The following is a 24,084-nucleotide window of genomic DNA, read 5'->3' on the forward strand; positions in this document are numbered from 1 at the left end:
AAGCCGCCAAGTGTACCGGCAACTTCGTCATAGGTTATATTGAGCTGTCGTGGAGGCAGCCGCTAAGGTTTAAATAGCACCACCTCCAATTCCCCCCATTTTCGTGATTACACTGCTATAAACCGTATTAATCCTAATAGGGCAAAACCGAATAATACCGTACCGGCACCAATACCTGTAATTGCGCTGTTTGCCACTTGCAGCTTGGGGGATACAATTACGGCTACAATCGAGACGGTAACCATAAGCGCTGCCAGAAGCCATAAGCTGGGATCATCAAATACGCTCTTCAAGCTAATAAAATGAATACCGACGATAAAAGCGATCCATGGTGCGACGTAGGCTTTGCGCTTCAACCTGATCAATACAAATGCACCTGCACCAGACAAAACAAATTCGGCATAAAACGAAATCAAGTAGTCGCGAAAGGAGGACGCCTCATTCAAGGCGGATGGCGCATCCCAGTTCTTAACGCTTAAATAGACGCCTGTTAAACACACTAATAACGCAATGCCTGATGCAATGCCAAGATATATTCGCCAGCTTGCTCTGGGATTTTCTAGTGCCCAGCCAAACCACGCAAAACTAAACATGCCAAACACGGATGCATACATCGCGTAATCTCTAATGTAATCCATTAACAGCCACCTCCGTTACCTAATTAAAGTCGATCTGCTTCACCTGCTTCACTTGCTTTTTCAACAACATCATTTGCCCGATATGGTACGCATTATGGATGCACAAATTCGAAATGACACCCCACCACTGAGCATTAAAGTAGGATGGGATTCTACTTTCCAGTTTTGACTCCTCACAATTCGAGATCATGTCTCGCCATTCAATAAAGCCATTTTGTAATCGCTGTATGGTCTCATTCCAACCTTTTTCATTTATATTCGTATGATCCAATTCGAACGTCTCATCATTTCCTATCTTATTTTCCTCGATTACATCATTATTAATAAACCTTCTTAGCCACATTTCGTTCCAGAAAATGAGATGGTTCGCGATCTCCCAGATGGAACTTGAATTCCCCTCTGTTTTCCGGATTGCTTCAGCGACCGATATATCTTCTAAAATCGTTTTAGACGATTTAAACCAACTTTCATCGTTATGACAAGCTGCCAACTGATCGAGCAAAACTTCCCTTACGCTAGTCATCATTACCACTCCTAAAGTACGGCTGCATTTCTTGTCGGCATCGTGATGAGGCGAGTTTCATCAATTTTACTCTAAATAGTTTAACTGTATTAAATTTGCATTGAGTGTTGTACTGGTGTAACATTCAATAATAAAAGCATCTATTGAGAAGAGGATAACCTAATCATGGCCAAAGAAAAACCGCTATTCACTGCCAAACAAGAATTAAAGTCCGACCAAGATTTCGAATTAGCGAGGATGCATAAAGAACCAGTCGAAGCCTTCCAAGATCGAATGCGTATGAGACCTATATCGACAATTAAATCTTACAATGATCACTCCGTACAAATTGCCGATGGAACGACCATTGTCCGTGGCTCAAGTAGTTTTTTCACATTAAGTGAAGAGGACAGACTGAAATACACTACAAGTGAATAATACCGTGAAAGGGGACGCGCAATGCGTCTCTTTTCTTTTGTTTGAAGCGAGCCCTTCTATTCTTTATGAGGAGTAGGTATAAGTGCTTCCAGCAATTCCTTTCGATACTGATTAGCTGTTGGGTCATATACGCCGAAACCCGAGCTAAATTCCCAATAAGCCCAGTTGAAACCGCGCTTCTCCGCTTCCTCCCGCACGAAGGTCGTCCAACGGGCTCGTGATGCCATATCGGCTTTGCTGTATGCGCCGAATTCGCCAAGATAGATCGGGCGATGGTTCTCCTTTGCCCAATCATTCACCTTATCAAAGGCTTCCACAATTGAGTTGGGACCTGCCGGATTCGTCTCCACCGGATTCGAATTATAAGCTTGGAACCAATCGTCCACCCAGCTCACCTGCTTGGCGGCAGTGCTCGGTTCCACCTTCTGCGCCGGGGGACCTGGCCAAATGACGCCGAGCGTTCCGATCTCCGGCCCTACCCATTCTGCGCCTTGGTGGGTAAAGGGAAAAGGATCGTAATAATGGAACGTAACGATAACGTTGTGTTCGTTCGCCGGGATGTCGAGCGACACAAGTTCTGCATAATTGCTCCAGCTGACGGGGCCGATTATGACCGAATGCCACTGATCCTCGCTTCGAATCGTATCGAGTGCCTTCTTCAGCATTCTATTCCATTTGGACCAGGTCAGAGAACTGTTTGGTTCATTGAGCATCTCAAAATACACATTGCCGGGAAGCTCCTTGTACCGTGCCGAGATTTGCTTCCATAGCGCCAGAAAACGAGCCTCTTGCTCATCCGGATTCTGATAGATTTCATCGAAATTGTGCATGTCAAGAACGACGTTCAATCCCTGCTTCAGCGCCTGGTCAATGACCCAATCAATGCGTTCGAAAAACTTGGCGTCAATAGCATAAGGAGCTATCGCGTCCGCATGCGCCGACCACTTGATCGGAACGCGGACCGTTTCGAAGCCTGCATCCTTGATCGTCTGGAAGTAGCTTTCCTGTAGAATGACTCCCCATTGACCTTCTATCGGCGCCTCAAGCGCGTTGCCAAGATTGACGCCTCTCCCGAGCTGTTCCGCCTGTTGAAACACGTCAAGCGGCGCCGACTGCGGGTCCCGCTTCGGCAGCCTCGGCCCCGGCATAGTCGCGGGCAATTCAGCCGGAGCCGGCTCGGTAGACGGTGTACTCTCCTCCGCTTTGCTGGCCGCCGGCGTGGCATTCTCTGTATTTTTCGCTACCTCCTTTCCTAGGTTTTGCTGCGAACCACCCTTACACCCCGTTGCCAAAATAAACATGAGCAGCAAAACAACAAGCGCTATGCTCCATTTTTTCAATATCGCGGCCCCCCTGAAGTCATTCATCCTAAATCCTTTTCTAAAATGAAGATCACTTCTCTTGGATTGTATTTACGTTTTAGTTCTTCTCTTCGTAAAATCCCGCTTTCAAAGTCATCTACTCGGACTCTCTCCAATTCCTCTAAATTTGAACCTTTGACTACCAGTTCCTTTGGGTTAAATCCATTTTTTATATAAAAAGCTTCTACTTTGGGATCGGCCGCTGATCCTACACCAATTGTTTGATAGCTTCTTTTCTTTACCGCTGTTTCAAAGAACCGCAGCATGTTTGTTCCGAGCCCAACTCTAGCATATGGCTTTGAATCATCCAGATTAACCGCGATCCCATTCAAATTAATGACTGCATCATTTCTCTTCGACGGACTTCCATAGCAAATACCAACCACTTCACTACCAACCACTGTTACAAGGTACAAGTCAGGATCACTTTTCACCCGTTGCATAAAATCCTCAAAGTTCTCTACATCCAAATACTCGCACTGAAATGCATGCGCTTGTTCATAATCACTTTCCTCGATTAATCGTATCTCTTTCTCCACCAGGCAACCCTCCGTATCGATAATACAATTTCAGATTATCTAAAAGTCCAAGGCTCGGAATTCGGGACTTCGGCGCATTGCAGCTTTAAACGGAAGCCCGGATGCTTCATTACAGCACCTGTGCAATCTCCCATACATGCCCGTCCGGATCGGCAAAACAAGCTGTTCGACGCCCCCAGGGGCGCGTTATCGGTCCATTCAGTACCTTCACACCCCGCACTCCCAGCTCATCGCATACCCGGTCAACGTCCGGCACTTGGATCGTGAACTGAAACCGCGCGCCATCCCCGCTGCACCCAACCTGCGCAGGTTCAATCAACTCGCGGGCTTCCGACTGTTTTAAGAGATTGATGCTTGTATTGCCAAAATCGAACACGGCGCAGCTTTCATCTTCATATAGGATCGCAAGCTTGAACGACTCTTGGTAGAATGCCTTCGACCGTTGCAAATCTTCCACAAACAATGTGATTTCGGTAATTTTGTTCGCCCAGTCAGTTGTCGCCATCCGCATTCGCCTCATTTGCATTTATTTTACAATTCTATCTGGATCATACGTATTGCCCTTTCCATTGTCAATGCTAATAGAAGCTTCGCTCATCTGCCCATTAGCATAATGAAGGCCGCCGAATCGGTAGTTCGGCAGCCTTCAAGTAGTTTTATTGAGCTATCGTTCCTCGTTAGCTGAACAAACGGGATAACGTAATGCAATTAACGTTTCAATTACTATGAGCCCGAGAGGGCTCGGTTATCAGTCTTCGATTGCCTGATAGACCGTGGTCCAGAAGTCGTGTATCAGCCGCGCTGAATCCGGGGTGGACATCCCGACCTGGGTGAGCAGGATTCCCGTGAGCTGGTTGGTCGGGTCAGCATAGGTCGAGGTGCCGCTTCCTCCGTCCCAGCCGAACTGGCCGATAGGCGCGTAGTCACCGCGGTAGGTGCGCACCGCCATCCCAATGCCCCATCCGCCGTGCTGCCCTTGGCCGAATGACACATGGACATTGTTGGTGGCCATAGCGTGCCGGGCTGCTTGCTGCTCCGGCGCGAGGCGGTTGGTCGTCATCAGCTCGACGGCAGTCCGGGACAAGATCCGTTCGCTTCCGTGCATCCCTTGATTCAACAGCATTCGGAAGTAGGCATGGAAATCATCGACGGTGGAGACCAGCCCCCCGCCTCCGCCCTGGAACGCCGGAGGCTGGCTGTAGCGTCCGCCAGCAGCTTCATCCCACACATTAAACTCTCCGGTCTGCGGGTTAGGCGCATAGAGGGGCGGCAGCCGATCGATCTTGTCGGCAGGCACGTGGAAACCCGTGTCCTTCATGCCAAGGGGGTCAAAGATACGTTCGCGCAGGAACGTCTCAAACGACTGGCCTGTGACCCTGGCGACCAGCACGCCGAGTAGATCGTTGCTGATGTGGTATTGCCAGCGTTCTCCGGGCTGGTACATCAGCGGAAGCGTGCCAAGTCGGCGCATCCACTCATCCGGCTCAGGCATCGGATTCGGTAGATCAGGCGTCAGGCCTTGCTCGAAGATTGCGCTCATGATCGGAGTGCCCAGCGAAGTTATATCCATCCCGAGCCCGAACGTGGAGGTCAATAGATCCCGTACGGTGATTGGACGCCTTGCCGGCACGGTGTCGTCGAGCGGGCCGTCGATTCGTTTCAGTACACGCCGGTCGGCGAGTTCCGGCAGCCATGTCTCTACCAGGTCATCCAGCCGCAGCCTGCACTCGTCGAGCAGGACCATCGCCGCCGCGACCGCAACCGGCTTGGATGTCGAAGCCATCCGGAAGATCGTGTCCCGGCGCATCGAAGCGCCGCCGTCATGGCGCATCGTACCGATCGCTTCGACATGCGTCTCACCGTTCCGGTTAATTAAGGCGACGAGACCCGGAATCTTCCCGGAATCGACATGAAGTGCCAGCACGTCGTGCATTCTGCGCAGCCCTCTTTCGGAAAAACTGCTGTTTATTTGCTCCATCTTCTTTTGCATGGGGTCTCCCTCACTTTTTTAAGTCCTATTTTTACAACTTAAAAAATCCCTTTCTTGCTTGAAAGTCCAATGGATTATGATCGGGGGCGCCGACAACGCTTGCATCGCTAATAGGTCGGTAACTGGATTTGCGCTTTTACATGTTCACCTCTTTCTCGATTGGAGTTTTCTGCAATTTCCAGTCCATAAGATGCTAGCAGTATTTTCCAAATACGGCAATGAGAATAAAGGCTTAATCGGCTGACATGATATGTCAAAAAACCGTAAAAGAATAAATATTATTCGGACACTTGCAACTCGATGATACGCTGCTACCTCTCACTAAACAGCGAGGTTTTCACTATCTTCCAAGGATGAGAAAAAACGCTCAGCCCAAACCGATAAACTGGTTCAGCCTGGCACGCACTCGAGCGTCTCCCATAACATGCATCATATCGTACAAATCCGGCGTCATTGTTCTGCCCGTCAAAGCGACTCTAAGAATCATCGCCACGTCACCGACATGCCCTGGATACTGTTCCGGATTCTTCTTGTACGTTTTGGCATCCTTGGCGAATCCGAGTTGCTCGCCTATTGCCTTCACTTTGCCAAACCAGCTGTCCCGGTCATCCTGCAAATCAAGTGTTTGCGCGTATTCACTAACGACCTGCTTCGCTAGTTCCAATGGCATTGAGGCAGGCAGCGCGTCGTAGCCCGCTGCTATCGACTTACTGAACGATTCGTCGAAGAAGTACGCGTACAAGTCTTTCACGTCCGACCACTTGGCAATATCTTTCCGCGGCTTCTCCACCGCGCGGCCAATTTGGAAGATCGCCGTCGCATATTCACGATTGGCAAGAAGCGTTGCTTCCAACTCCGTATCATGCGCCGCCGCCCATGCTGCTGTGTGCTCGAATACTTCATCTGCACTTAGCCGGGCTATAATGCCCTTGCTGATGTCCATGAGCTTATCCATATCGAATAACGCGCCGCTCACGTTCATCTTGTTCATGGCGATTATGAATTCTGAGTATGGCGCTTCCGGCTGGCTCACCCGCCACTCCTCATAATTGGAATTAATGAGCGTCATTAAGTATTCCGTAATTGAAATCCCCGGATAACCTTTCTGCTCGTAATAGCTCGCAGCTGCATCGCGATCTTTACGTTTGCTGAATTTGCGCTTTGAGGCACCGTCCATCTTCATCAGCGGAGCCAGGTGTCCGTATTCCGGTCTGCGGAAGCCAAGCATGTCGAATAGCTGCAGGTGAATCGGAACTGAAGCAAGCCATTCATCACCTCGAATCACATGTGTCGTACCCATCAACCAATCGTCCACTGCATGCGCGAAATGGTAGGTCGGAATACCATCGGACTTCATGATGACGATGTCCTGTTCATTCTCTGGCATTTCAATTTCGCCTTTGATCAGATCCATGTACTTGATTCTTCGATCCGGCAATCCCGGCGATTTCAACCGGACGACATACGGCTTTCCAGTCGCCAGCTCCGCTTCAATCTGCTCCAACGTCAGATTGCGATGAATGGCCCATTCGCCATAATAGCCTGTGTTGAGCTTGGCAGCTTGCTGTTTATCGCGAATTTGCTGCAGCTCATCCGTATTGCAGAAGCAAGGATAGGCTAATCCTTGCGCAATTAGATTCTTAATAAAGACATGGTAAAGGCTCGCTCGTTCGGTTTGCTTATAGGGGCCGTATTCCCCTGCCTCATCGCCATCCGCTGTCGGACCTTCATCCGGATAAATACCGCAATAACTTAGCGAATGAAGAATATCGCCAATGCTCCCCTCCACTTCCCGCTTCCTATCGGTATCCTCAATCCGCAAGTAGAAGACGCCGCCGCTCTGATGCGCAAGCCTTTCAGAAATGAGCGTGGCAAAGATGCCGCCAATCGTAAGAAATCCGGTCGGGCTAGGCCCGAACCGTGTAACCTTGGCTCCTGCTTTCAGTCGTCGCGCGGGGTAACTGGCCAGAACGTCCTCCGGCAGTTTCTCAATAGCTGGAAATAAACGCTGGGCAAGCTCGGTTTGATTCATAATCGCTCCTTCTTTCTCTTCGGGATTTCAAACATTAAACTGTCAGACAATAAAAAAAGCCCTTCATCCTCATTAAGCAAGGACGAAAGGCATCGCTTCCGTGGTACCACCTTGATTGGGTCAATGGACCCACTCATAGATGCAGCATTTAACTGCGACATCTCTCCTATAACGGGAAGACCCGCCAGACTTACTCCCTCTTTCAGTCTGATGCTCCGAGGCTTCTTTCATCAAGCTCAAATGCCCTCTTCCACCACCATACAGGGCTCTCTGCAATTCGAAGACTTGTTTACTCTTCCTCATCAATCGCTTTTCTCGAATATATTTGGTTATCAAGTAAGGTAGCATAAGGCTGATTCAACGTCAAGGCGAGGTACGCCCGAAACAACTTTATGCAAGAATGGGAATACTCGATTCGCTGGCTTCTCTAAGACTTATCCCACCCAAATAGCGCCTTTTCAAACTTCGACCTATTCAGCAAATAGACGATTGCAAAGAAGAACGGTACTGAGCCTAGCGAAGGGCGAATAGTACCATCCGCCGTCCATAAAAGGGTACACAGCATAACTATCAACAGATTCGCGACAATATACTTTCGAAGTAGTTCCATGATATCCCTCATACAATGTGATTTATCACTATCGTATTCAGCATAAAAATCAATGGTGATACTTATTGCTCTCGCTGATCTGTTGGGACCCCGTTCTCGCTTCAATGGTACTGGCGCTTGCCGCATGCTCGGAGAACAAAGCCGCGAACTCGGGAAACGATGAAGCGCCAGTCGTGACCGGAACCGCCCAACCGACGAGAGATACGGCGGCGGACCCGGTGTCCGGGTCGGGGGGGACGCCTGCCGAAAAAACATTCGAACTGGAACTGGAAGGCATGAAGGAAGAAAAGACGGCGGTGCTTGCCGAAGGCAATGGATATTCCCTGTATGTATTCGATATATTCAACTTTGATGCGACCAACGACAAGCTGATGATGGATTTCGACGAAAATTACAATGTTGAAATTGAGAAACTGCCGGCGGACTATAATTTGGATGAATTAAAAACGGTAGCGGAAGCCGTACTGTCGGAACTTGGCGAGGTTCACGAGCTCCAGGATAACGAAATTCATCCGTTGATGCAGGATGCCCTGCTTGTGCTGAAATCCGGCGCCAGCGACCTGACCAAGCAATATATCGTCAAAGACATCGGAGGTAGTACTTATGCGTTCAAAGTCAACAAGCCGCAAGGCGAAGCGAGCGACGGATTCGAGACTCACGCCTATCTGATGCTGAATGCTATCGTAACGCAATAAAACCTGCGTAAGGCGATCCTCCGGTCCTCTTATTGGCAGGATCGGAGAGTATTTTTGAATCCTGCCGCGAAAATAAGTATCGGGAGTAAGAACCCTCCAAGTCTGGAGAGTTCTCTTTATGAGTAATAAATGTACCACTTGCAACCTCTTAGTTAAACTATCGTGCCCGTTAGCTTAACGATGTATATCAGTTGAGAACGTTCCAAACTGGACGGGAAGGGCGGGTCATAAAGTAAGGACGGAAGCCGCGTTGTCCGCGCAAGCTCCCGTCCCAATCTTCCGGGACTATCTCAAGTAACGATTACGGATGACCCCCATGTGATGAAGTTCGTGTCCTGCGATGCCGTACGCGAGGGCGCGCGCCGTAATGCTTACGTCGTTGGCAGTGCCCTTACGGGACCACGCCTCCGCCGGTAACCCGCGCAACAGTGTGATTGTCGATTGCCTAACCGCCCGATAGTCTTCGGCCGATTGCACGATTGTCCAGCTTCCGAAAGGAGACATGAATAATTCCTGGTCGAATCCGGGTAGTGGCGTCTGGTCCCCTCTTGCGAACCGGAGCAGGCGGTAGGTCATGACGCGTTCCCCGTCTGCGATGTGGCCCACGACTTCCTTCAGCGTCCATTTCCCTTCCGCATACCGATACGAGCCCTGGCTTTCGGACAAAGATGCTAGCAACTCGGTCATTTGCTTTTCCTGGGCGAGCAGAATGTCGATGATGTTGCCTTCCGGCACCAACCGGATATACTCGCCGGAGTCCCCGGCGTATTCTTCTTCTGACGGTCTTTGGTTCATGTGTAGTCACCTCTCTATGGAGATAGAAATTATAGCACTCTTCATAACTTTTAAAGCATATTGTTGCCATGCCTAGATTAATGCATTAGTTTGAAGTGTTTTGGCAACCGTTCAAGTATCGTTCCCGTTAGTTGAACCGCGTCGGCATAACCTCCCGCCACAGTGATGCTGTGTTAGCTGAGGTTACTAACATCTTGACTAATGCCAAAATATTTATTTATTTATTTAATTTCTTTTTGACGAACTGTACAAATTCCACCTCTGTTTTCTTATCCACAAATATTCTCTTCGGGATAATAGAATATGCTTTCTTCGCATAATATAAGTAAATAAACCCATTTGTTTCTCTAATATCAATATAATAGCTCCATTCGAATTCAGACCGATTGTTTCCTAAAACAAATAAAATTTTATCTTCATTAAACTCCAAATAATACTCTTGATGATACTTGGGAGTTCTACGATATATGATTCCAGGAATAATGACCATTCTGAGAAAAATAATAACAATAAATAGAACCCCAATAAACAACAAAAAAGAATAATAAACAGTAGTTTTATAACTAATTATTAGATATAGAGAGATTGAAATTAAGAGTAATGAGATCAATAAATCAATTACCAGTCTTTTATTACTTATAAAATTCTCCCTTAATGCTTGTTTGATATCAGATTCATGATACTTGAATTTAAAATCAAATACGGTTTTAATTTTTATCATCCTTTCAGTAAATCGTGCTAACGTCTTATTCGAGAATTTCGTATACACACTTATCTAAATCGTCCAAAAATGGCACTTTCCTTTTTTGGTCTCCCAATTCTATTATATTTCCCGTTAGCGGAACAGGCAGCCAATCCAGCGGCAACCTGTTAATTATTGTGCTATCGTGTCCCGTTAGTTCAATCTTCTGGATTTTCCCAACAAAAGCGAGCCGTTTATCAATCTTTTACTTCCCCAGCATCCCGAATTCATAATCACCGATCAGCATGAACGTAACCTTCCTGTCCTTACTCTCATCATACAGAAACGACACATAATACAAATTGTCCTTCGGCGCCGTGAACGGAGGGGAAGCTTCCAGCTTCACTAATGTGCTTTCTGCGCCGCTGCCCTCTTTCCGAAATAGATAGGTGCCATAGCGTTCGCCGTCTGGAACGTCCTCTACCTCCTCAAGACTCGGTCCGTATTTCTTCTGGACGTAGCTCTTCGGGCTGAAGAACGTGACATTGCGGACCGTCGAGAATCTCGTCGTTAAGTTTTCGCCCGAACTCACCAGCAATCCGGCAGCCACGCCATCCCGATAAAACACTTGTAGTCCCTCATATTCATATCTCCCCATGAAAGGATCCTCGGGTTTAAATCCGTAAATCGCATCGATCTCGTCTTTCGTCATGCCGAGGCGGATTTGTTTTTTCAGGATCGCATCGTAGATGGACAAATCATCTGCGCTAAAGCGATCAGCGGAGTACGTGTCCTTCAACGCATTCGTGCTAATCGTGATTGTGTTGTTGCCATGCCAGTAGACGTTGCAACCTAGATTCTCGGCGACAAACCGCAGCGGAATCATGACCCGGTCCTTCCGAACAAGCGCCTCTAGATCAAGCTGCACCTTGCTATCTCCGACAACGGCAGTTTTGCTGCCGATTTGCAAAGTGATCCGTTTGCTGTTGTAGGTGATGTCGATCTTCTTCTGCGATGCATCCCAACTCAAGGAGCCGCCAAGCTTTTCAATAATAGCTCTCATCGGGATTAAAGTCTTTCCATTCATCAGCACCGGAGACGTCTTGTATCCAGGATCTATCTCTTCCTGCTTCCCATTGAATATCATCTTTGAGCCACCGATTTCCAAAATAAAAAAAGCGTACGCACCTTCTTCGGGAACGAGCTTATTCTCTTCCGCCGGCTCAGCAGCGACGAGACTATTTACAACCAAACTACATGCGAAGATGAACAGTGCTACAACATGGATGCGAATCCTTCTTCTCATTTCGGCTTTACCCTCCTGTGTGAACTTACAAGTAATCGGACTCTTCAAATATACGAACGCTGGCTAGCCGTAAAGTAATAGCTATTGTTTACCAGCACAGGTGCCAGACCTTCACTAAATCCTTTTGTATCATCGTAGATTGCCGTTATGACAACCTGACCTGACTTATCTATAAAACCCCGCTTATTGTCTTTATTGACGACTTCGGCTCGATCCTCGTAAAAATTGCTTAAATGCCGAAATGGGAGATTTAATATTTCATTCCCACTCTGATCGATAACCACGGATCTGTTATCTAACATACAGGAAGAAGTCCCTTCATGAAACCGAGCCAAATGATCTCACAAATGCACGAGTAAATTCCATTTTCATTATGGATCTCATCCCCTTTATTATACCAATTCTACCAATTAGAAATAGAATGCTACAGAGGACTTCGTCCTGTTTTCAAGCTAAACTGACCGTTACTTAAATAAAACAAAGAGCAGCTGCCGCTGGCAAACTGCTCCTTGTTCGTTCAGCTATCGTTCTCCGTTAACGCAGTGGATGGTCCTATTCGCATCCAGGTGCACTGATGTATTGGCCTATCCTTGAGCGCCCGTAAGTTACTGGCATCGGCGTTCATTTGCTTCGATTTGATGGAGGATTTCGTCAACGACGTGCGCGATCGGTGCGGTGGCGTCGATTGGAATCCCGTTTTGGGGAACGCCTTCTTTCGTTTGATGCAAGCGCCGAATGATTTCCCGTTCCTCTGGTCTGCCACCCCAGTCAGTTGGGTCCAGTGCCACTCGCTCATCAATCCGCCGGAGACAGGTTTCCAGGTCGACCTCAAGGACATACACACTGTCGAATAGATCAATGAATTTGGAGAAATTCCGCGAACCACCGCAGAAAAATGTTACCGCCTCATCTTGATTGGCGACCAAAGCTTTTACTTTCTCTACATGCCAAATGTGGTGTTCGGGTTTAAAGCCATCCGTCGGGGTACCAGTTTCCGGGTCGCCTTGATAAGCCAATTCACGGTCACCATGAATGGCATGGTAGCCGCGCCGCTGCAATTCGTTGCAGACCGTAGTTTTGCCGGCGCCGGAAACGCCCTCAATCAGATAATTCCTAATGCCCATGGCAGACCCTCCATTCAACTGGATAAGCACAATAAATTAGTTGTTTCTATATTATCGCTACCTCTGTTAGTCGAAGATGTTGTAATTTTAATGGGAGCTCGTTTTGATCCAACTTACATCTCTATTCTAAGACTACTTTATCTTAGTATTCATTTTTGCAATCTTCAAAAGCGATTCTACCACCAGTTCAGGGGCGCTGAAGGGAGCAAAATGATTAGTCTGTATTTCCATATATTCCATATTTGGATCTGCCTTTGCTTTGGCTGCATCTCGGGAATTATTCTGCATTTGCGTGCAATAGATAAATGTTCGCGGCACTTGATTTTTGCGAATACGAACGGGCTGTGTCAATGTCCCAATGGGTTGGAGCTGCCCTTCCATACGTTCAATAAACCAATCACGTATCGTTTTATCAGGTATAGCTTCAACTACATGAGGGAACTCGGCCGTATCAAGTTTGACCCATCCGTCTCCCTTGAGGGCTCTAGACTCCCACCAGTCTCTTCCATCGGGGTAGACATCGAAGAATGATTGACCGTCATCTGGCAAAGCCGCATCAAGGTAAACCAAGCGTTCCAGCCGATCCGATGCTAAATCTGCCACCCCCGTAATCGGCATCCCGCCATAACTGTGCCCAACTAAAACTACGTTCTTCAAATTTTCGTAGTATAAGACATTGATTACGTCCTGTACATGTGTATCTAAATTAACTAGAGCATGACCTAGATGGGCACGATCACCCATTCCTGTTAGTGTTGGAGTGTGTACCTCATAGCCTGCCGCTCGAAGAGCCTTGGCAACAAAGCGCCAGTTCCAGCCCCCTCCCCATGCGCCATGAACCAATACAAAGGTTGTCATTCGTATCTTCCTCCTCAGTAGATTGATTCAATTCCTAGGTAGTTATTTCCGAATAGCATACTAGTTTTCATCATAATGGTATTCAATAAGTGATTTAACTATTCAGCCTGTTCGTTGAGAAAACGGTAGCCATCATGCTATCCTTCCCGCTAGCGTAAGTATCTAGCGCCTCACCGTAATACGCGATTGATTCTCTATACTCAACTTCAGCCGACGGGAAAAAATCTAACATTTTTCTAAGGAATTCTTCCGTTTTTTTGCTCATGACAACCAATTCCTTCGTCTTTTTTTCGAACTTCAAATTCGCCTCGACTTAAATTATTCGTAATGTGATTCAACTATCCTGCCCGTTAGCTTAATGAAGTGCAAACCATTTCTGGCTGGCTGCCTTCATTATCTCATTCCCTGCCTATCGTCGAAAATGAGATAATGTTATTGTCAATTCCGGTAATGAGATAACGTTCTTGTCACCCGACAAGTAAATATTCAAGAACAAGTAATCCTTACAAAAGAATAAAGCAAGTACCAATATATTAATTGAGAATATACTCCACATCGTCTAAATAACTGTCTGCGTTACCCAAATAATGCATTGCATCATCCAAGTCCGATTCTGCATCTGAAAGCCCATATTCAAAATCATCATACCCAGAATAAACATTATCAACACTGTTTTTTGCTGAATCAATCATGTTTAAGGCTCGTTGTTGTGAACTCCGTACTTCATCAATAATGGAAAGAGAATCTTCCAATTTGTTAGTTAAATCCTCTATTTGTGTAGTCAATTCGTCTATTTCGTCTTGTTTGGATTGGTTTTCTTCTTGGAGTAAAGTGACTTCGTTTTTGAGTCCCGGGTCCGAACATGCGGATATTATAAGAAAAGTTAAAAACACGAGTAAAGGAATCCAAGACTTCAAATCAATCACTCCCCGATTCATTCTATTCATAACGATACATTTTGTATCAATGCGAAGTCAACATTAACAATCTTTCGAAACTTTGCCCTTTCTCAATTCACTAGCACCGGCGGTAATAAATTACCCTTGGGAGCGAGAATCGCTAGGCTAAAGTGGAGACGTGCAAATATGGAACAATATGGGTGATTAGTATTCACCTTTATTGCCGCCTGCCCAATTCCTCTTCTCTCGGCTACCTGCCCCACCTTCATCCTATTCTTCATTCTAACTTAAAGATGAAATCCTACGAATTCATGAGTCTGAGTGAGGAAACCGAATCATTTCGAGGGAGCTTAATGAATCTTGCCGAATGGCCCGATGCGTGAATATGGTGTTATCCGAAGGATCAGACATCCTCGAAAATGCTATGAATTATCACTTATGAATACGCGATTATTTCTGGACTCTTTCACTTTCATATTCAAAGTTATGGTCATTATTCAACCTATAATGCCAAGGTGCTGATTTATAATCCTTTAACAAATAGTTATTTCTTGTAAAGTCAAGCGCTTCTTGCATTACAACTCTACCTTTAATTTTCACTTTTGAATCTCTTCTAATGTAATTGCACAATTTATTAATTTCTTTCTTATGATTTTCCCAATTGACTCCACTAATATAACCCCAGCTTTTAGCTCTTGCTTCTGAGTTAGAACCTATATGAGATTTTGAAATATAGTTATTATGTATACCACCTAAATATAATTGCACCAAAGCAAACCCTTCAATATTGTATCTATATGTGTGCCCAGTTTTTTCATCTAAGTTAATTTTATTAATCTCAAGTTTGTCCATAATTGTGGGTGACCACAATTGAAAAAGGCAATGAGTTCCGTTGCCATGTTTATCAATTCCAACACAATATTTATCATCTATTTCTATGGTTGATTTATATTCTTCAATTTCAGAATCAAAATCTGAATATGACTGAAACACTCGAAAGTTGAGTTCTGAAAAAATAAAATCTAATAGTTTAAGTTGATCATTTCTTGTCGAATAGAAATCTAAGTTCGCCATAATGTTCCTCATTTCGAATTTGGTATTTCAAAAAGTCTTCGGATCTTTCGGATAACATCTTATTCGCGAACTTCGTAAATTCGCCTGCCTAAGGTATTCGCGAAGTTATTGAACTATCCTGCCCGTTAACTTAATGAGCAGTATACGTTGTCGGTTGCTCCTTAAGTGATCCATCGGGAACGGGATCAAGTTCTTGTTCTCATCGGTGTATACGAACGCATCCAAATAGTCACCTCTCTCTAGTTTTGGTTTTGTTACACTAAAAATATAGTTTCATAGTTCGCAAATTCCTGAACGGTTTCGTCGAAATCCAATATCTCCATTAAACCAATTAGTTCAAAATATATTTACCGATTGTTCATAGTACTCCCTAATGACGATGATGCCAGATTCTTTAATTTTCATAATTCCCCTCCCTAAAGCACAAATGAAAGGGTTTACATTTTCATATATTTAGTAGTACATTAGTGTCGGAACGTTAATTGTGTCCAAAAAAAATTGAATTAGAGGTGTATTGACAATGCCATTATTCGGAACATTGCTGCAGAATGACAAACGATTACGTATTTCGATCATGCTGATTGCCGGTATTGCCATGCTGCTCTTCACACAGTTGAGAGCCCCGTTAGTCTTCGGCAGCCCATCCTCAGGAGAAACAGCGAATCTGAAAATCATGTCTTACAATATCTGGCTCGGAGGAGATCGAATTACTCTGGATAAGACTGCACAGGTTATCCAAGCAGCCGGAGCCGACCTCATTGGCATTCAAGAAGGCGGCGCGAACATCCCTGCTCTGGCTCAAAAACTGGGCTTCTACTATGACAACGGACAAGCGATTTTGAGCCGTTATCCGATCATCAAATCCGGAAACCCCGATTATGTGTATATCGAAGTTAAGCCAGGCAAAGTTGTTGCATTCAGTAACGTTCACCTCCTCGCCTATCCTTATGGGCCTTATGATATTCGAGACGGCATTAGTTTAGAAACCGTTCTGAATAACGAGCAAAACATACATATGCAAGAGATGAAGAGCCGGTTCGAGAACCTGCCGGATCTGGCCCATCACGGCATTGCCGTGTTTCTGACGGGCGACTTTAACGTACCTTCTCATCTCGATTGGATTGACGCTACGAAGAGCAGCCATTTCGGCATCACAGTCAATTGGCCGGTTTCGACAAATCTGGAGAAATTGCAATTCCGTGACTCCTACAGGGAGATTCATTCGAATCCGGTAACTCACCCGGCTTATACCTGGACTTCGGAGATCAGATACCCTTATCCGAACGAAGTGCATGACCGCATCGATTTCGTCTATGCTGCCGGCCCGTCCGTTACGACGAACAGCCAAGTCGTCGGAGAGAATGGACCTTATTCCGACATTGTGGTAACGCCTTGGCCTTCCGATCACAGAGCAATGCTCTCCACTTTCACTGCACAGCTTGCTCCGACACCGGAAATCCCTGTCTCGACGACAACGGTTGCGACGGACAAAGCTGATTACGTTCAAGGCGAATCCATCGCCATATCTTACACGAATGCATACGGTCCGAAGGATTGGGTCGGTATTTACCCTACTGGAACTGAGGTCAATCCCGACATCCCGTCGATCCAATGGCAATATATTGGAGACGCTGACGGCGGCACATTAACCTTCGATTCCTCTACTTTAGAGCCCGGAACGTATGATGCCGTACTACTGTACAATGACGGTTATCAGGAACTTAAGCGTACTACGTTCCAAGTGACCGCACCTTAATGAATACTAATCTGCGATGAGCCCACATTGTGAAGGCTGCCGGTATGAACTGCATACTAATTAATAGGAGTGATTTAATGAAAAAGCCAAAAAAGATTATCCCAGTCTCGCTTTTAGTGGCATTGCTATGCACAATGCTTCTAGGAAGCATCCCTTCACTTGCACTTGCATCGACTGTTCTGACTACAAACTTCCAATCGATTCCGCAGGGCGGAAGCATATCGATCAGTTACACAGGTACATCGAAAAGTGACTGGATCGGTATTTATCCCAAAGGGGTATTGCCCGGAGATAGAGACTCTTTGATTTGGGCGTATACATCCGACTATGCTCAGCCTGACGGAGCAATGGACTTTTCAAAAATGACCGACGGTACCGTCGGGAAGGTCGAAAATCTGGCTATTGGTGATTACACCGCTTATTTGTGCTTGAATGACGGTTATGACATTCTTGCTCAAGTTGACTTTTCCGTTACCGGTGATGCGTCTCCTACCGGGGCTGCAACCATCAGTATTTCAGCAAATACAATTGTCGCCGGCAACAGCCTTGAAATTAGCTATACCGGAACCTCGGCAAACGACTGGATTGGTATATTTGATAAAGGTGCTGTGCCTTCAAATGGTGCACCATATTATTACTGGTTCTATACCAGCTGGTACGGACAACCGGATGGTAAAGTGGACCTCATAGAATTGACAGACGGATGGAGAGGAATCGAATCGCTTCCTCCAGGTGAATATTCCGCTGTTATACTCAAAAATGACGGATATGAAGTTTTGGCTTCGGCTGACTTTTCTGTAACCGGGTCCCCTGTCGCCGATAAAATCAAACATAAACCCACAATCAAGGTTTTGGCCATTGGTAACAGCTTTTCCGATGATGCTATGAGATTCCTTCCCTTTATCGCACAGAATGCGGGCGTCAATCTTGAAATAGCGAACCTTTACGTCGGCGGCTGTTCACTCGAGACACACTGGACGAACGCCACTAATGATATCAAGGCATATGATTACCACCAGCTTGGCAAGCCCAATAAGCAGGTTTCAATCAAGGAAGCACTGGAGAGCGATGATTGGGACTTTGTGACATTCCAGCAGGTAAGCGGATTAAGTGGCATTTCGAATTCATATTTCCCATATCTCCCAACTATTGTTGACTATGTAAAAGGGATCGAGCCAAATGCAAAATTAGCACTTCATGAGACATGGGCTTATGCAAAAGACAGCACTCATCAAGATTTCCCGAGATATGACAATGACCAGGACAAAATGTTCAATGCATTAAAGCAAGCATATCTTGATGCCGCGAAGAAAACCGGAATCTCGATCATCATACCGAGCGGTGAGTCATGGCAGAACGCCAGAGCGACTTCCATTGGCGATACGCTTACAAGAGACGGTTATCACGGAAACACAAAGGGACAGTATCTTGCGGCAGCGACATGGTTTTCAACGCTTACCGGAAAAGATATATCCAAATCGTCATTTTCCCCGTATCCAAACCAGCCGGAGCTTGTCAGTCTGTTGAATCAGAGTGTTGATAAGGCTGTCCGCGAATATAAAAACATTATAATTCCGGCAGCGAAAATACCACCGGGTATAATCAGAAAACCTCAGATTCCTGCAATATTTTCATCCACGTAATGATCTGTGCAGGTTCGTTAATAGCAGCTTTGTATCAGGCTAGAAGAAACATACTCAACTAAATGATGTAAAAGATTAATAGATACAACAACCCGTGAAACGCATAAGTAAATGCCTTCGCGGGTTGTTTCACTTAGTGCTTCAAGCTGTTCTATCCCAACTGCGGTTTGATTACGTTATCCCGCCCATAACGTAGTAAAGCCGCCTATCGTGCCAGCAGCTTCGTCATAGGTGTTTATTGAGCTATAGTTCCTCGTTAATTTAATAAAAAACCTTCAAATATAATCCACAAACCCATCTTTATATCCGTAAACTCTCACCACATTTCCGTCAATTTCACCCGGAACATGAATTTCTTTCAGTTTCGTCATCACGTATGAGGTATTATCTTCGCTCAAACGAATTTCCAGCCATTCGATAGGCTTGTAACCGCCTAAATGAAAATGATGGAACCAATCAGCATCTCACTGGGCGATATATCCGTTCTCTACATCTTTTGTTCTCCATTGAATCAGTCCATCGTAATCATACATAGCCAGTCAAATCTCGTCCCACTTTGAATCGTTCAATAAAGGAGTCATTCAGAACATCCTTCTTCTGTCATATTTTTTAATGTCACTACCTACCGTTAACGTATCGAGGGCTGCCGTTCTTATGCGAGCAGCTTCTAATAGTGTTTATTGAGCTAGTATCTCGTTAGCGCAATGAGTTACACCATTTAAGAACTGCCTGGTCTACTTCATCAATGTAGCCAACATCATCGGTTAAATTCCAGAACAGATTTTATCTGTTTCATTGTTTTCTTTAAACGGAACTATGTATTCCAGATCAGCAAAGTATATTGGATTAAACTTTATTGCTCCATCTGGTTTCCGAACCTTCAATAAGCCTTTAAAATCCATATCATGAACAACCTGCGCTGTTTCCTCAAAAAGCTCCCGTATAGCGCATTCTTTAGCTGTTTCTTCATCATCTCTTCCACCAGCAGGTAACTCCCATTGTTTTCTCCATGTATTAAAACAAATAAGATATTTAGCGCCGAATCTGACCACAGCGTATGAACCTGCCAACGGTTCATAATTTTTCACTTCATGTTCATTCAAAGGTATGCATTCTAAAAACTCGTAGCCATTTTTATTAATCACAGCTGTCAATGAAAGCCCTCCCTTCATTCTAAATTATACCAAAAATCTTCTGGCTGCTTATTGAGCGAATCTGCCGTTACTTCAACAAAAGAAAAGGAGCTTGCTGTGTAGCAAGCCCCTCAGCTATCGTTCCCAGTTAGCGCAATAGGCTGCATTCCTTGCTGTAGTTGCCTGTTGCCCTACTCCAAAAAAATTGCCATCTTCTGATCGATCAGCCCAATCTGAGAAGCCGCTCCGCCTTTGTTCCCATCGAACATCGCAGAGACAAGGAAAATCTGCTCACGCTTCTGCTGAACCGCAGCAGAGAATACTTGCATTTTATCGACAAACTTACCCGTCTTCATGTCGTAGGCATAATCGAGATTATTCGGCGTTGCTTCATAAGCATAGTTAAACCCATAGAGATTCATAATATCTGCTTTACTCATCCCAATGCGTGCACCGCGAGCCGTTTGATATACGCCTTCAGAGCCTTCCATTAATTGAAAGCCAACAGCGACATCGCCGCGATACGCTACTCGCACACCTGAAGGATACATGACAAGGGGATGCCCGCTATCGCCATTTTCTGAATGATCGCCTCGATATCCTTTCTCGAATCGCCATAACACAGGGACTTATTATTTTATATGATAACAATGCATTTGTCCTTATCCGAGAAAGTATCCGCTTGAAACAAAGTCTTATCCCCCCCGCAGCCGCTAATCGCGAACAACGCGATTACGCTGATCATCAATAAGGATATATTCTTCACAACACGCCCCCCTTTACAAGACTGACAGTTTGCCGATATCGATATTTGCACTAACAAACTTAACATCTTTCTCTTCACCAAGTTCCTCCTACTCACCGAACAAGTTAACCATACTTTCCCATTTGAAACTTATACGTACTTAATTAGCGTTTTGTTACGCAAATCTGCCCGTTACTTCAACGAAACAAGGAGCAGCTGCCGCCGGCAAACTGCTCCTTGTTTCGTTCAGCTATCGTGCCCGTTAGCGTAATGAAAGTCCCAATAGGCGCTGTCTCCGTATTCGTTAGAAATACTTACTGACTTCGTAATTCCCTATTGTTTTTGCAAGATCCAACGGTGATACGTCATAATTATTTTTAGAATGTTGATCTGCACCATTCATTATAAGCAATTTAATAATTTCGCCATTCCCTCGCGAATTGAATACTGCTTTAAATAAAGAATTATTTCCATGAATATCTTTGATATTTATCTCGGTATTGTACTTTAACAGTAGCCTCACAATGTCTAAATGATTATTTTGGCACGCATAATGTAAGGCAGTTAATCCAAGGTCATCTTGATGATTTATTCTCACTTTTTTTTGCAGGATAGTTTGTGTAAATTCTAAGTTTCCTTCGATGACTGAGATAATCAAGGGTGTCCTTTGATCGTCATCTTGTACGTTTAAATCGCAATTTGATTCAATATAATCATTAAATTCATGGACACGATTTAATTGAATTGCATCAAATATGTTCATTGGTTTTCCTCACTTCGTAATAATCTCTGATGTTAACTAATCAACGAATTTCGCAAACTCTTCGCGTATGAAGTATTCGTCAAAGTTTTTAAACTATCCTGCTCGTTACTATAATGACAAAAAAGAGACCCACAACAACGGGCTGTGGGTCTAAGCTATATTTATAAAGGGGGGTCACGATTAATTATAAACGCACTACATTAAGTTGAGATAAAGATAGGTTTTCATTTGTGTTACATTTATCGAACTATCGTGTTCGGTAGGTATTATGAGGTCACCAGATCTTTCTGGTCGACCAGGTAACTGGGCAGGACGTTCGTGTCCCTGGGAGGCAGTTCCCGTGAACTATACTGTCCGCCCCCTGCTTTGGGAGCTGGATCCGAGAAAAGGACGAGATACATGAATCCAGGACAATGACCACCTTTGAGTAGCGATGGTTTTTTGCTGCATTGATTATCCCGCTACCATTTATTCTATCGATATTATTAAAACTCACAATTTGTAGATTTCTATGCGATAGAGGAAATTAATACTTTGTCCTTCGTCTTGCCTTTACCTTCTTTTCGTCCTTTTCGTCTAACCATTCGAAGTTTGCGTTTATTTTATCTTATCATCGTACTTCTTCTCTTTGGTTTCCCAGTTAATAATGATTGATATTCTATCCTTTTCTATGGCATCTAGTGTTGTATAATCATTCTCCGCTTCCATCAAGGCATATTTGATGGTAAATTTATTCGAATTTCGCTTTTTGATTTCATCAATAATAATCCCATACTGCTCTTCAGATTCTTCCTGATATCCTCCTTTTTTTATCAACTTTGCTTTATATGATGGGTCATAAATGTTCATTATTTCTGTTCCTAAAGCTGTCCCTTGTGCAAAGGAAATCCTCTCCACTTTGCGAAGGTCTTCTAAGTCACCTTTATATTGATAAATTATATTAAAATAATGCCTCCCACCGTGTTCAATAACATTGTTCTGGATTGTGGCTTTCCATTGCTCACCCTCGGACTCAAAGATTATGCTATCTTTTATTGGCTCGCCACCTGAACAGGCACTTAATATGAACAGAAAAAAAACATACAAGCATGCTTTTTTCACCAAACCCCCTCTTTCACGGAAAACCATATTGTATACTTTACGTTCCAGTTTTTGGATAGTTGCGCTAAACTGCCCGTTAGCGTAAAGAAAAAAGAACAGCTGCCACTGGCATACTGCTCCAAGATCGGTTGAACTATCGTTCCCGGTTAGCTTAATCATAATATAATTTAGATAAGGTTTAGATTAAGTGTATGGTAAAGCATATTGATACAAGTGACCTTCTGGAAGAAATAGAGGGGAGTCAGGATCGTCTTGGAAAGCGCCATGGATTTTATTCTCGCCTTCATTAGCTACGATTACGTAGGTCGTTTCATCTCCCCTCTTTTTAACCCAATCTCCTATCTTTAAGGTGGACAAATTAGGGTCGGTAACAGCTATGTTTACTAATTCATCTGTCCAAGTTTCCCCTTGATCCCTACTAACCATAAATAAGATCATACGCGGCTCGTGACGACGGTCATTTATATAGGAGAACACTGCATCCAGAATGACTTGTGCATCACTTTTGTCTACTTCGTAACTATTACTGAGAGCCGCCCTCCGTTTTTGCCTGCGTACTTTCCTTCTATCTATTTTGTCTTTACTCATCTCTGTCTCAACTCCAATAAATTCATAAATGTTATTAAGCCAGCCACTCCATTTACAGGCAGCCTCGGCTTGTGGTGTGATTGAGCTATCGTGCCCGTTAGTTGAATAAGATATCGAGATCCCCATTATTGAAGTTTTATTGAAAACTCGTAATTGCATTGATGACCTCTGCCGGAAGTCCCTCTTGCTGAAGCTGTGCTTGGAGCGTCTCAACTGCCAGTGTGATAAATGAAAATGGATTACCAGTAGCTTTGCGATGAGCTCTGCACGTTGTGCTCCTGTTAAGCTTTCGGGTCCAGTAGCCATGTAGATTGCATCATCGGGACCTTCACCAACAGACTGGTTGCGGCTGCTGCGAGGTCATCGCGCGAAATCAAAACAAGCCCCGCCTCCACTATTCCTTTGAGGCGGGGCTTGTGGAACTTTAACCCATAAACCGTTATCTTCTTTTAAACATGAAGGGCAGAAAGACGAAAGGAACGAAGAGAAAAAAAGGAAAACCGAACATCTTACTAATCAGTAGGAATAAGCCGCTGACAATAATGGTAAAAACCAAACTATATAAACAACCTCTACCGGACATATTACTAAAAAAGAACACTTTATTCCTCCTTCAAACCTGACAGCGTCGCGCCCTTCAAATAGAAAATGTTTAAGTATTCTCCAACCAAATGATGCAATGTACTTTTCGCTATTTTAGTAAATTTATGTAGCACCATGTACGTCACCAAAAATCTCTGAGTCGAAAATCTAAATAATTAACTCAATTAGTTTAAAGTAAAATAACAAGACCATGGGTGTTGAGTAATAGC

At 44.8% G+C, this 24,084-nt stretch carries 25 protein-coding genes, 1 pseudogene and 1 other annotated feature; of the genes and pseudogenes, 4 read left to right on the forward strand and 22 right to left on the reverse strand.

All coding sequences use genetic code 11. From position 1 onward, the window contains the following. Positions 1 to 107: 107 nt before the first annotated feature. Positions 108 to 638: a hypothetical protein gene (locus BM412_RS11735; protein WP_091217859.1), complete on the reverse strand. Its 531-nt coding sequence runs from the start codon at positions 636 to 638 to the stop codon at positions 108 to 110. Between the two features lie 19 nt (positions 639 to 657). Continuing rightward, entirely contained in the window at positions 658 to 1,161 is a 504-nt protein-coding gene (locus tag BM412_RS11740; protein WP_256256263.1) for a DinB family protein, read from the reverse strand. 165 nt (positions 1,162 to 1,326) lie between these two features. On the opposite strand from BM412_RS11740, the gene BM412_RS11745 reads away from it, so the two are divergent. Continuing rightward, complete coding sequence (locus BM412_RS11745) at positions 1,327 to 1,578, forward strand: hypothetical protein (protein WP_091217866.1); 252 nt, start codon at positions 1,327 to 1,329, stop codon at positions 1,576 to 1,578. A 56-nt stretch (positions 1,579 to 1,634) separates the two neighbouring features. Here the strand turns inward: BM412_RS11745 and BM412_RS11750 are convergent, their stop codons facing one another. The 5 genes from BM412_RS11750 to gltX all read right to left on the reverse strand — a co-directional run bounded on the left by BM412_RS11750 (position 1,635) and on the right by gltX (position 7,500). Then, the gene (locus BM412_RS11750) at positions 1,635 to 2,918 is read right to left on the reverse strand and encodes a glycoside hydrolase family 5 protein (RefSeq protein WP_218163140.1); all 1,284 of its coding nucleotides are present in this window, start codon (positions 2,916 to 2,918) and stop codon (positions 1,635 to 1,637) included. Positions 2,919 to 2,941: 23 nt separating this feature from the next. Further along, on the reverse strand, positions 2,942 to 3,478 hold the full coding sequence (locus BM412_RS11755; protein WP_091217870.1) for a GNAT family N-acetyltransferase: 537 nt from the start codon (positions 3,476 to 3,478) through the stop codon (positions 2,942 to 2,944). Positions 3,479 to 3,587: 109 nt separating this feature from the next. Then, positions 3,588 to 3,983: a VOC family protein gene (locus BM412_RS11760; RefSeq protein WP_091217872.1), complete on the reverse strand. Its 396-nt coding sequence runs from the start codon at positions 3,981 to 3,983 to the stop codon at positions 3,588 to 3,590. A 243-nt stretch (positions 3,984 to 4,226) separates the two neighbouring features. Further along, positions 4,227 to 5,456, reverse strand: coding sequence for a serine hydrolase domain-containing protein (locus BM412_RS11765; RefSeq protein ID WP_091220361.1), 1,230 nt, complete (start codon positions 5,454 to 5,456; stop codon positions 4,227 to 4,229). Between the two features lie 379 nt (positions 5,457 to 5,835). After that, on the reverse strand, positions 5,836 to 7,500 hold the full coding sequence (gltX, locus tag BM412_RS11770; RefSeq protein WP_091217874.1) for a glutamate--tRNA ligase: 1,665 nt from the start codon (positions 7,498 to 7,500) through the stop codon (positions 5,836 to 5,838). A gap of 75 nt (positions 7,501 to 7,575) precedes the next feature. Continuing rightward, positions 7,576 to 7,816, reverse strand: a binding site (T-box leader). Between the two features lie 359 nt (positions 7,817 to 8,175). Between gltX and BM412_RS11780 the strand changes: the two genes are divergently transcribed. Next, on the forward strand, positions 8,176 to 8,805 hold the full coding sequence (locus BM412_RS11780) for a hypothetical protein (protein ID WP_091217879.1): 630 nt from the start codon (positions 8,176 to 8,178) through the stop codon (positions 8,803 to 8,805). Positions 8,806 to 9,090: 285 nt separating this feature from the next. On the opposite strand, the gene BM412_RS11785 is transcribed toward BM412_RS11780, so the two are convergent. The 8 genes from BM412_RS11785 to BM412_RS11825 all read right to left on the reverse strand — a co-directional run bounded on the left by BM412_RS11785 (position 9,091) and on the right by BM412_RS11825 (position 15,543). Beyond that, positions 9,091 to 9,600, reverse strand: coding sequence for a DinB family protein (locus tag BM412_RS11785; RefSeq protein WP_091217882.1), 510 nt, complete (start codon positions 9,598 to 9,600; stop codon positions 9,091 to 9,093). 217 nt (positions 9,601 to 9,817) lie between these two features. Beyond that, positions 9,818 to 10,321 (reverse strand): YcxB family protein, encoded by a 504-nt coding sequence (locus BM412_RS32890; protein ID WP_371264809.1) that lies wholly within the window; start codon positions 10,319 to 10,321, stop codon positions 9,818 to 9,820. Positions 10,322 to 10,547: 226 nt separating this feature from the next. Further along, entirely contained in the window at positions 10,548 to 11,588 is a 1,041-nt protein-coding gene (locus BM412_RS11795; protein WP_091217887.1) for a copper amine oxidase N-terminal domain-containing protein, read from the reverse strand. Positions 11,589 to 11,632: 44 nt separating this feature from the next. Further along, complete coding sequence (locus BM412_RS32895; RefSeq protein WP_091217889.1) at positions 11,633 to 11,890, reverse strand: WG repeat-containing protein; 258 nt, start codon at positions 11,888 to 11,890, stop codon at positions 11,633 to 11,635. A gap of 303 nt (positions 11,891 to 12,193) precedes the next feature. After that, positions 12,194 to 12,712, reverse strand: coding sequence for an AAA family ATPase (locus BM412_RS11805; protein WP_091217892.1), 519 nt, complete (start codon positions 12,710 to 12,712; stop codon positions 12,194 to 12,196). 132 nt (positions 12,713 to 12,844) lie between these two features. Then, positions 12,845 to 13,570 (reverse strand): alpha/beta fold hydrolase, encoded by a 726-nt coding sequence (locus BM412_RS11810; protein ID WP_091217896.1) that lies wholly within the window; start codon positions 13,568 to 13,570, stop codon positions 12,845 to 12,847. A gap of 533 nt (positions 13,571 to 14,103) precedes the next feature. Further along, a complete protein-coding gene (locus BM412_RS11820; RefSeq protein WP_143111601.1) occupies positions 14,104 to 14,496 on the reverse strand; it encodes a bZIP transcription factor in 393 nt (130 codons plus the stop codon). 423 nt (positions 14,497 to 14,919) lie between these two features. Next, positions 14,920 to 15,543, reverse strand: a complete 624-nt coding sequence (locus BM412_RS11825; protein ID WP_091217901.1) for a hypothetical protein — start codon at positions 15,541 to 15,543, stop codon at positions 14,920 to 14,922. A 520-nt stretch (positions 15,544 to 16,063) separates the two neighbouring features. Here BM412_RS11825 and BM412_RS11830 point away from each other — a divergent pair. Further along, positions 16,064 to 17,299: an endonuclease/exonuclease/phosphatase family protein gene (locus BM412_RS11830; RefSeq protein WP_091217904.1), complete on the forward strand. Its 1,236-nt coding sequence runs from the start codon at positions 16,064 to 16,066 to the stop codon at positions 17,297 to 17,299. A gap of 77 nt (positions 17,300 to 17,376) precedes the next feature. Further along, entirely contained in the window at positions 17,377 to 18,942 is a 1,566-nt protein-coding gene (locus tag BM412_RS11835) for a DUF4886 domain-containing protein (protein ID WP_177245788.1), read from the forward strand. A 275-nt stretch (positions 18,943 to 19,217) separates the two neighbouring features. Here the strand turns inward: BM412_RS11835 and BM412_RS32900 are convergent. The 7 genes and pseudogenes from BM412_RS32900 to BM412_RS11860 all read right to left on the reverse strand — a co-directional run. Continuing rightward, positions 19,218 to 19,391: pseudogene (locus BM412_RS32900) on the reverse strand (DUF6678 family protein); the annotation flags it as partial. A gap of 315 nt (positions 19,392 to 19,706) precedes the next feature. Continuing rightward, on the reverse strand, positions 19,707 to 20,087 hold the full coding sequence (locus BM412_RS11840; RefSeq protein ID WP_256256366.1) for an NUDIX domain-containing protein: 381 nt from the start codon (positions 20,085 to 20,087) through the stop codon (positions 19,707 to 19,709). Positions 20,088 to 20,266: 179 nt separating this feature from the next. Beyond that, a complete protein-coding gene (locus tag BM412_RS11845) occupies positions 20,267 to 20,626 on the reverse strand; it encodes a hypothetical protein (RefSeq protein ID WP_091217908.1) in 360 nt (119 codons plus the stop codon). 86 nt (positions 20,627 to 20,712) lie between these two features. After that, complete coding sequence (locus BM412_RS32515; protein ID WP_256256266.1) at positions 20,713 to 20,841, reverse strand: hypothetical protein; 129 nt, start codon at positions 20,839 to 20,841, stop codon at positions 20,713 to 20,715. Between the two features lie 283 nt (positions 20,842 to 21,124). Beyond that, positions 21,125 to 21,583 (reverse strand): ankyrin repeat domain-containing protein, encoded by a 459-nt coding sequence (locus BM412_RS11850; protein WP_091217911.1) that lies wholly within the window; start codon positions 21,581 to 21,583, stop codon positions 21,125 to 21,127. Between the two features lie 597 nt (positions 21,584 to 22,180). Further along, positions 22,181 to 22,843, reverse strand: a complete 663-nt coding sequence (locus BM412_RS11855) for a hypothetical protein (RefSeq protein ID WP_143111604.1) — start codon at positions 22,841 to 22,843, stop codon at positions 22,181 to 22,183. A gap of 24 nt (positions 22,844 to 22,867) precedes the next feature. After that, positions 22,868 to 23,398 carry a hypothetical protein gene (locus tag BM412_RS11860; protein ID WP_143111605.1) on the reverse strand — a complete coding sequence of 177 codons (531 nt, stop codon included), beginning with the start codon at positions 23,396 to 23,398 and terminating at the stop codon, positions 22,868 to 22,870. Between the last annotated feature and the right edge of the window lie 686 nt (positions 23,399 to 24,084).

This window comes from Paenibacillus sp. BC26, assembly GCF_900116125.1.
Lineage (GTDB): Bacteria > Bacillota > Bacilli > Paenibacillales > Paenibacillaceae > Paenibacillus_Z > Paenibacillus_Z lignilyticus.

Bases quoted from the DNA above. Each gene is read 5' to 3' on its own strand.
- BM412_RS11745 (WP_091217866.1), top strand. From the start codon at position 1,327: ATGGCCAAAGAAAAACCGCTATTCACTGCCAAACAAGAATTAAAGTCC.
- BM412_RS11825 (WP_091217901.1), bottom strand. From the start codon at position 15,543: ATGGCGAACTTAGATTTCTATTCGACAAGAAATGATCAACTTAAACTA.
- BM412_RS11850 (WP_091217911.1), bottom strand. From the start codon at position 21,583: ATGAACATATTTGATGCAATTCAATTAAATCGTGTCCATGAATTTAAT.
- BM412_RS11860 (WP_143111605.1), bottom strand. From the start codon at position 23,398: ATGGGGATCTCGATATCTTATTCAACTAACGGGCACGATAGCTCAATC.
- BM412_RS11830 (WP_091217904.1), top strand. From the start codon at position 16,064: ATGCCATTATTCGGAACATTGCTGCAGAATGACAAACGATTACGTATT.
- BM412_RS32890 (WP_371264809.1), bottom strand. From the start codon at position 10,321: ATGATAAAAATTAAAACCGTATTTGATTTTAAATTCAAGTATCATGAA.
- gltX (WP_091217874.1), bottom strand. From the start codon at position 7,500: ATGAATCAAACCGAGCTTGCCCAGCGTTTATTTCCAGCTATTGAGAAA.
- BM412_RS11855 (WP_143111604.1), bottom strand. From the start codon at position 22,843: ATGATTAAGCTAACCGGGAACGATAGTTCAACCGATCTTGGAGCAGTA.
- BM412_RS11735 (WP_091217859.1), bottom strand. From the start codon at position 638: ATGGATTACATTAGAGATTACGCGATGTATGCATCCGTGTTTGGCATG.
- BM412_RS11845 (WP_091217908.1), bottom strand. From the start codon at position 20,626: ATGTATCCTTCAGGTGTGCGAGTAGCGTATCGCGGCGATGTCGCTGTT.
- BM412_RS11740 (WP_256256263.1), bottom strand. From the start codon at position 1,161: ATGACTAGCGTAAGGGAAGTTTTGCTCGATCAGTTGGCAGCTTGTCAT.
- BM412_RS32895 (WP_091217889.1), bottom strand. From the start codon at position 11,890: ATGTTAGATAACAGATCCGTGGTTATCGATCAGAGTGGGAATGAAATA.
- BM412_RS11805 (WP_091217892.1), bottom strand. From the start codon at position 12,712: ATGGGCATTAGGAATTATCTGATTGAGGGCGTTTCCGGCGCCGGCAAA.
- BM412_RS11765 (WP_091220361.1), bottom strand. From the start codon at position 5,456: ATGGAGCAAATAAACAGCAGTTTTTCCGAAAGAGGGCTGCGCAGAATG.
- BM412_RS11795 (WP_091217887.1), bottom strand. From the start codon at position 11,588: ATGAGAAGAAGGATTCGCATCCATGTTGTAGCACTGTTCATCTTCGCA.
- BM412_RS11810 (WP_091217896.1), bottom strand. From the start codon at position 13,570: ATGACAACCTTTGTATTGGTTCATGGCGCATGGGGAGGGGGCTGGAAC.
- BM412_RS11835 (WP_177245788.1), top strand. From the start codon at position 17,377: ATGAAAAAGCCAAAAAAGATTATCCCAGTCTCGCTTTTAGTGGCATTG.
- BM412_RS11785 (WP_091217882.1), bottom strand. From the start codon at position 9,600: ATGAACCAAAGACCGTCAGAAGAAGAATACGCCGGGGACTCCGGCGAG.
- BM412_RS11760 (WP_091217872.1), bottom strand. From the start codon at position 3,983: ATGGCGACAACTGACTGGGCGAACAAAATTACCGAAATCACATTGTTT.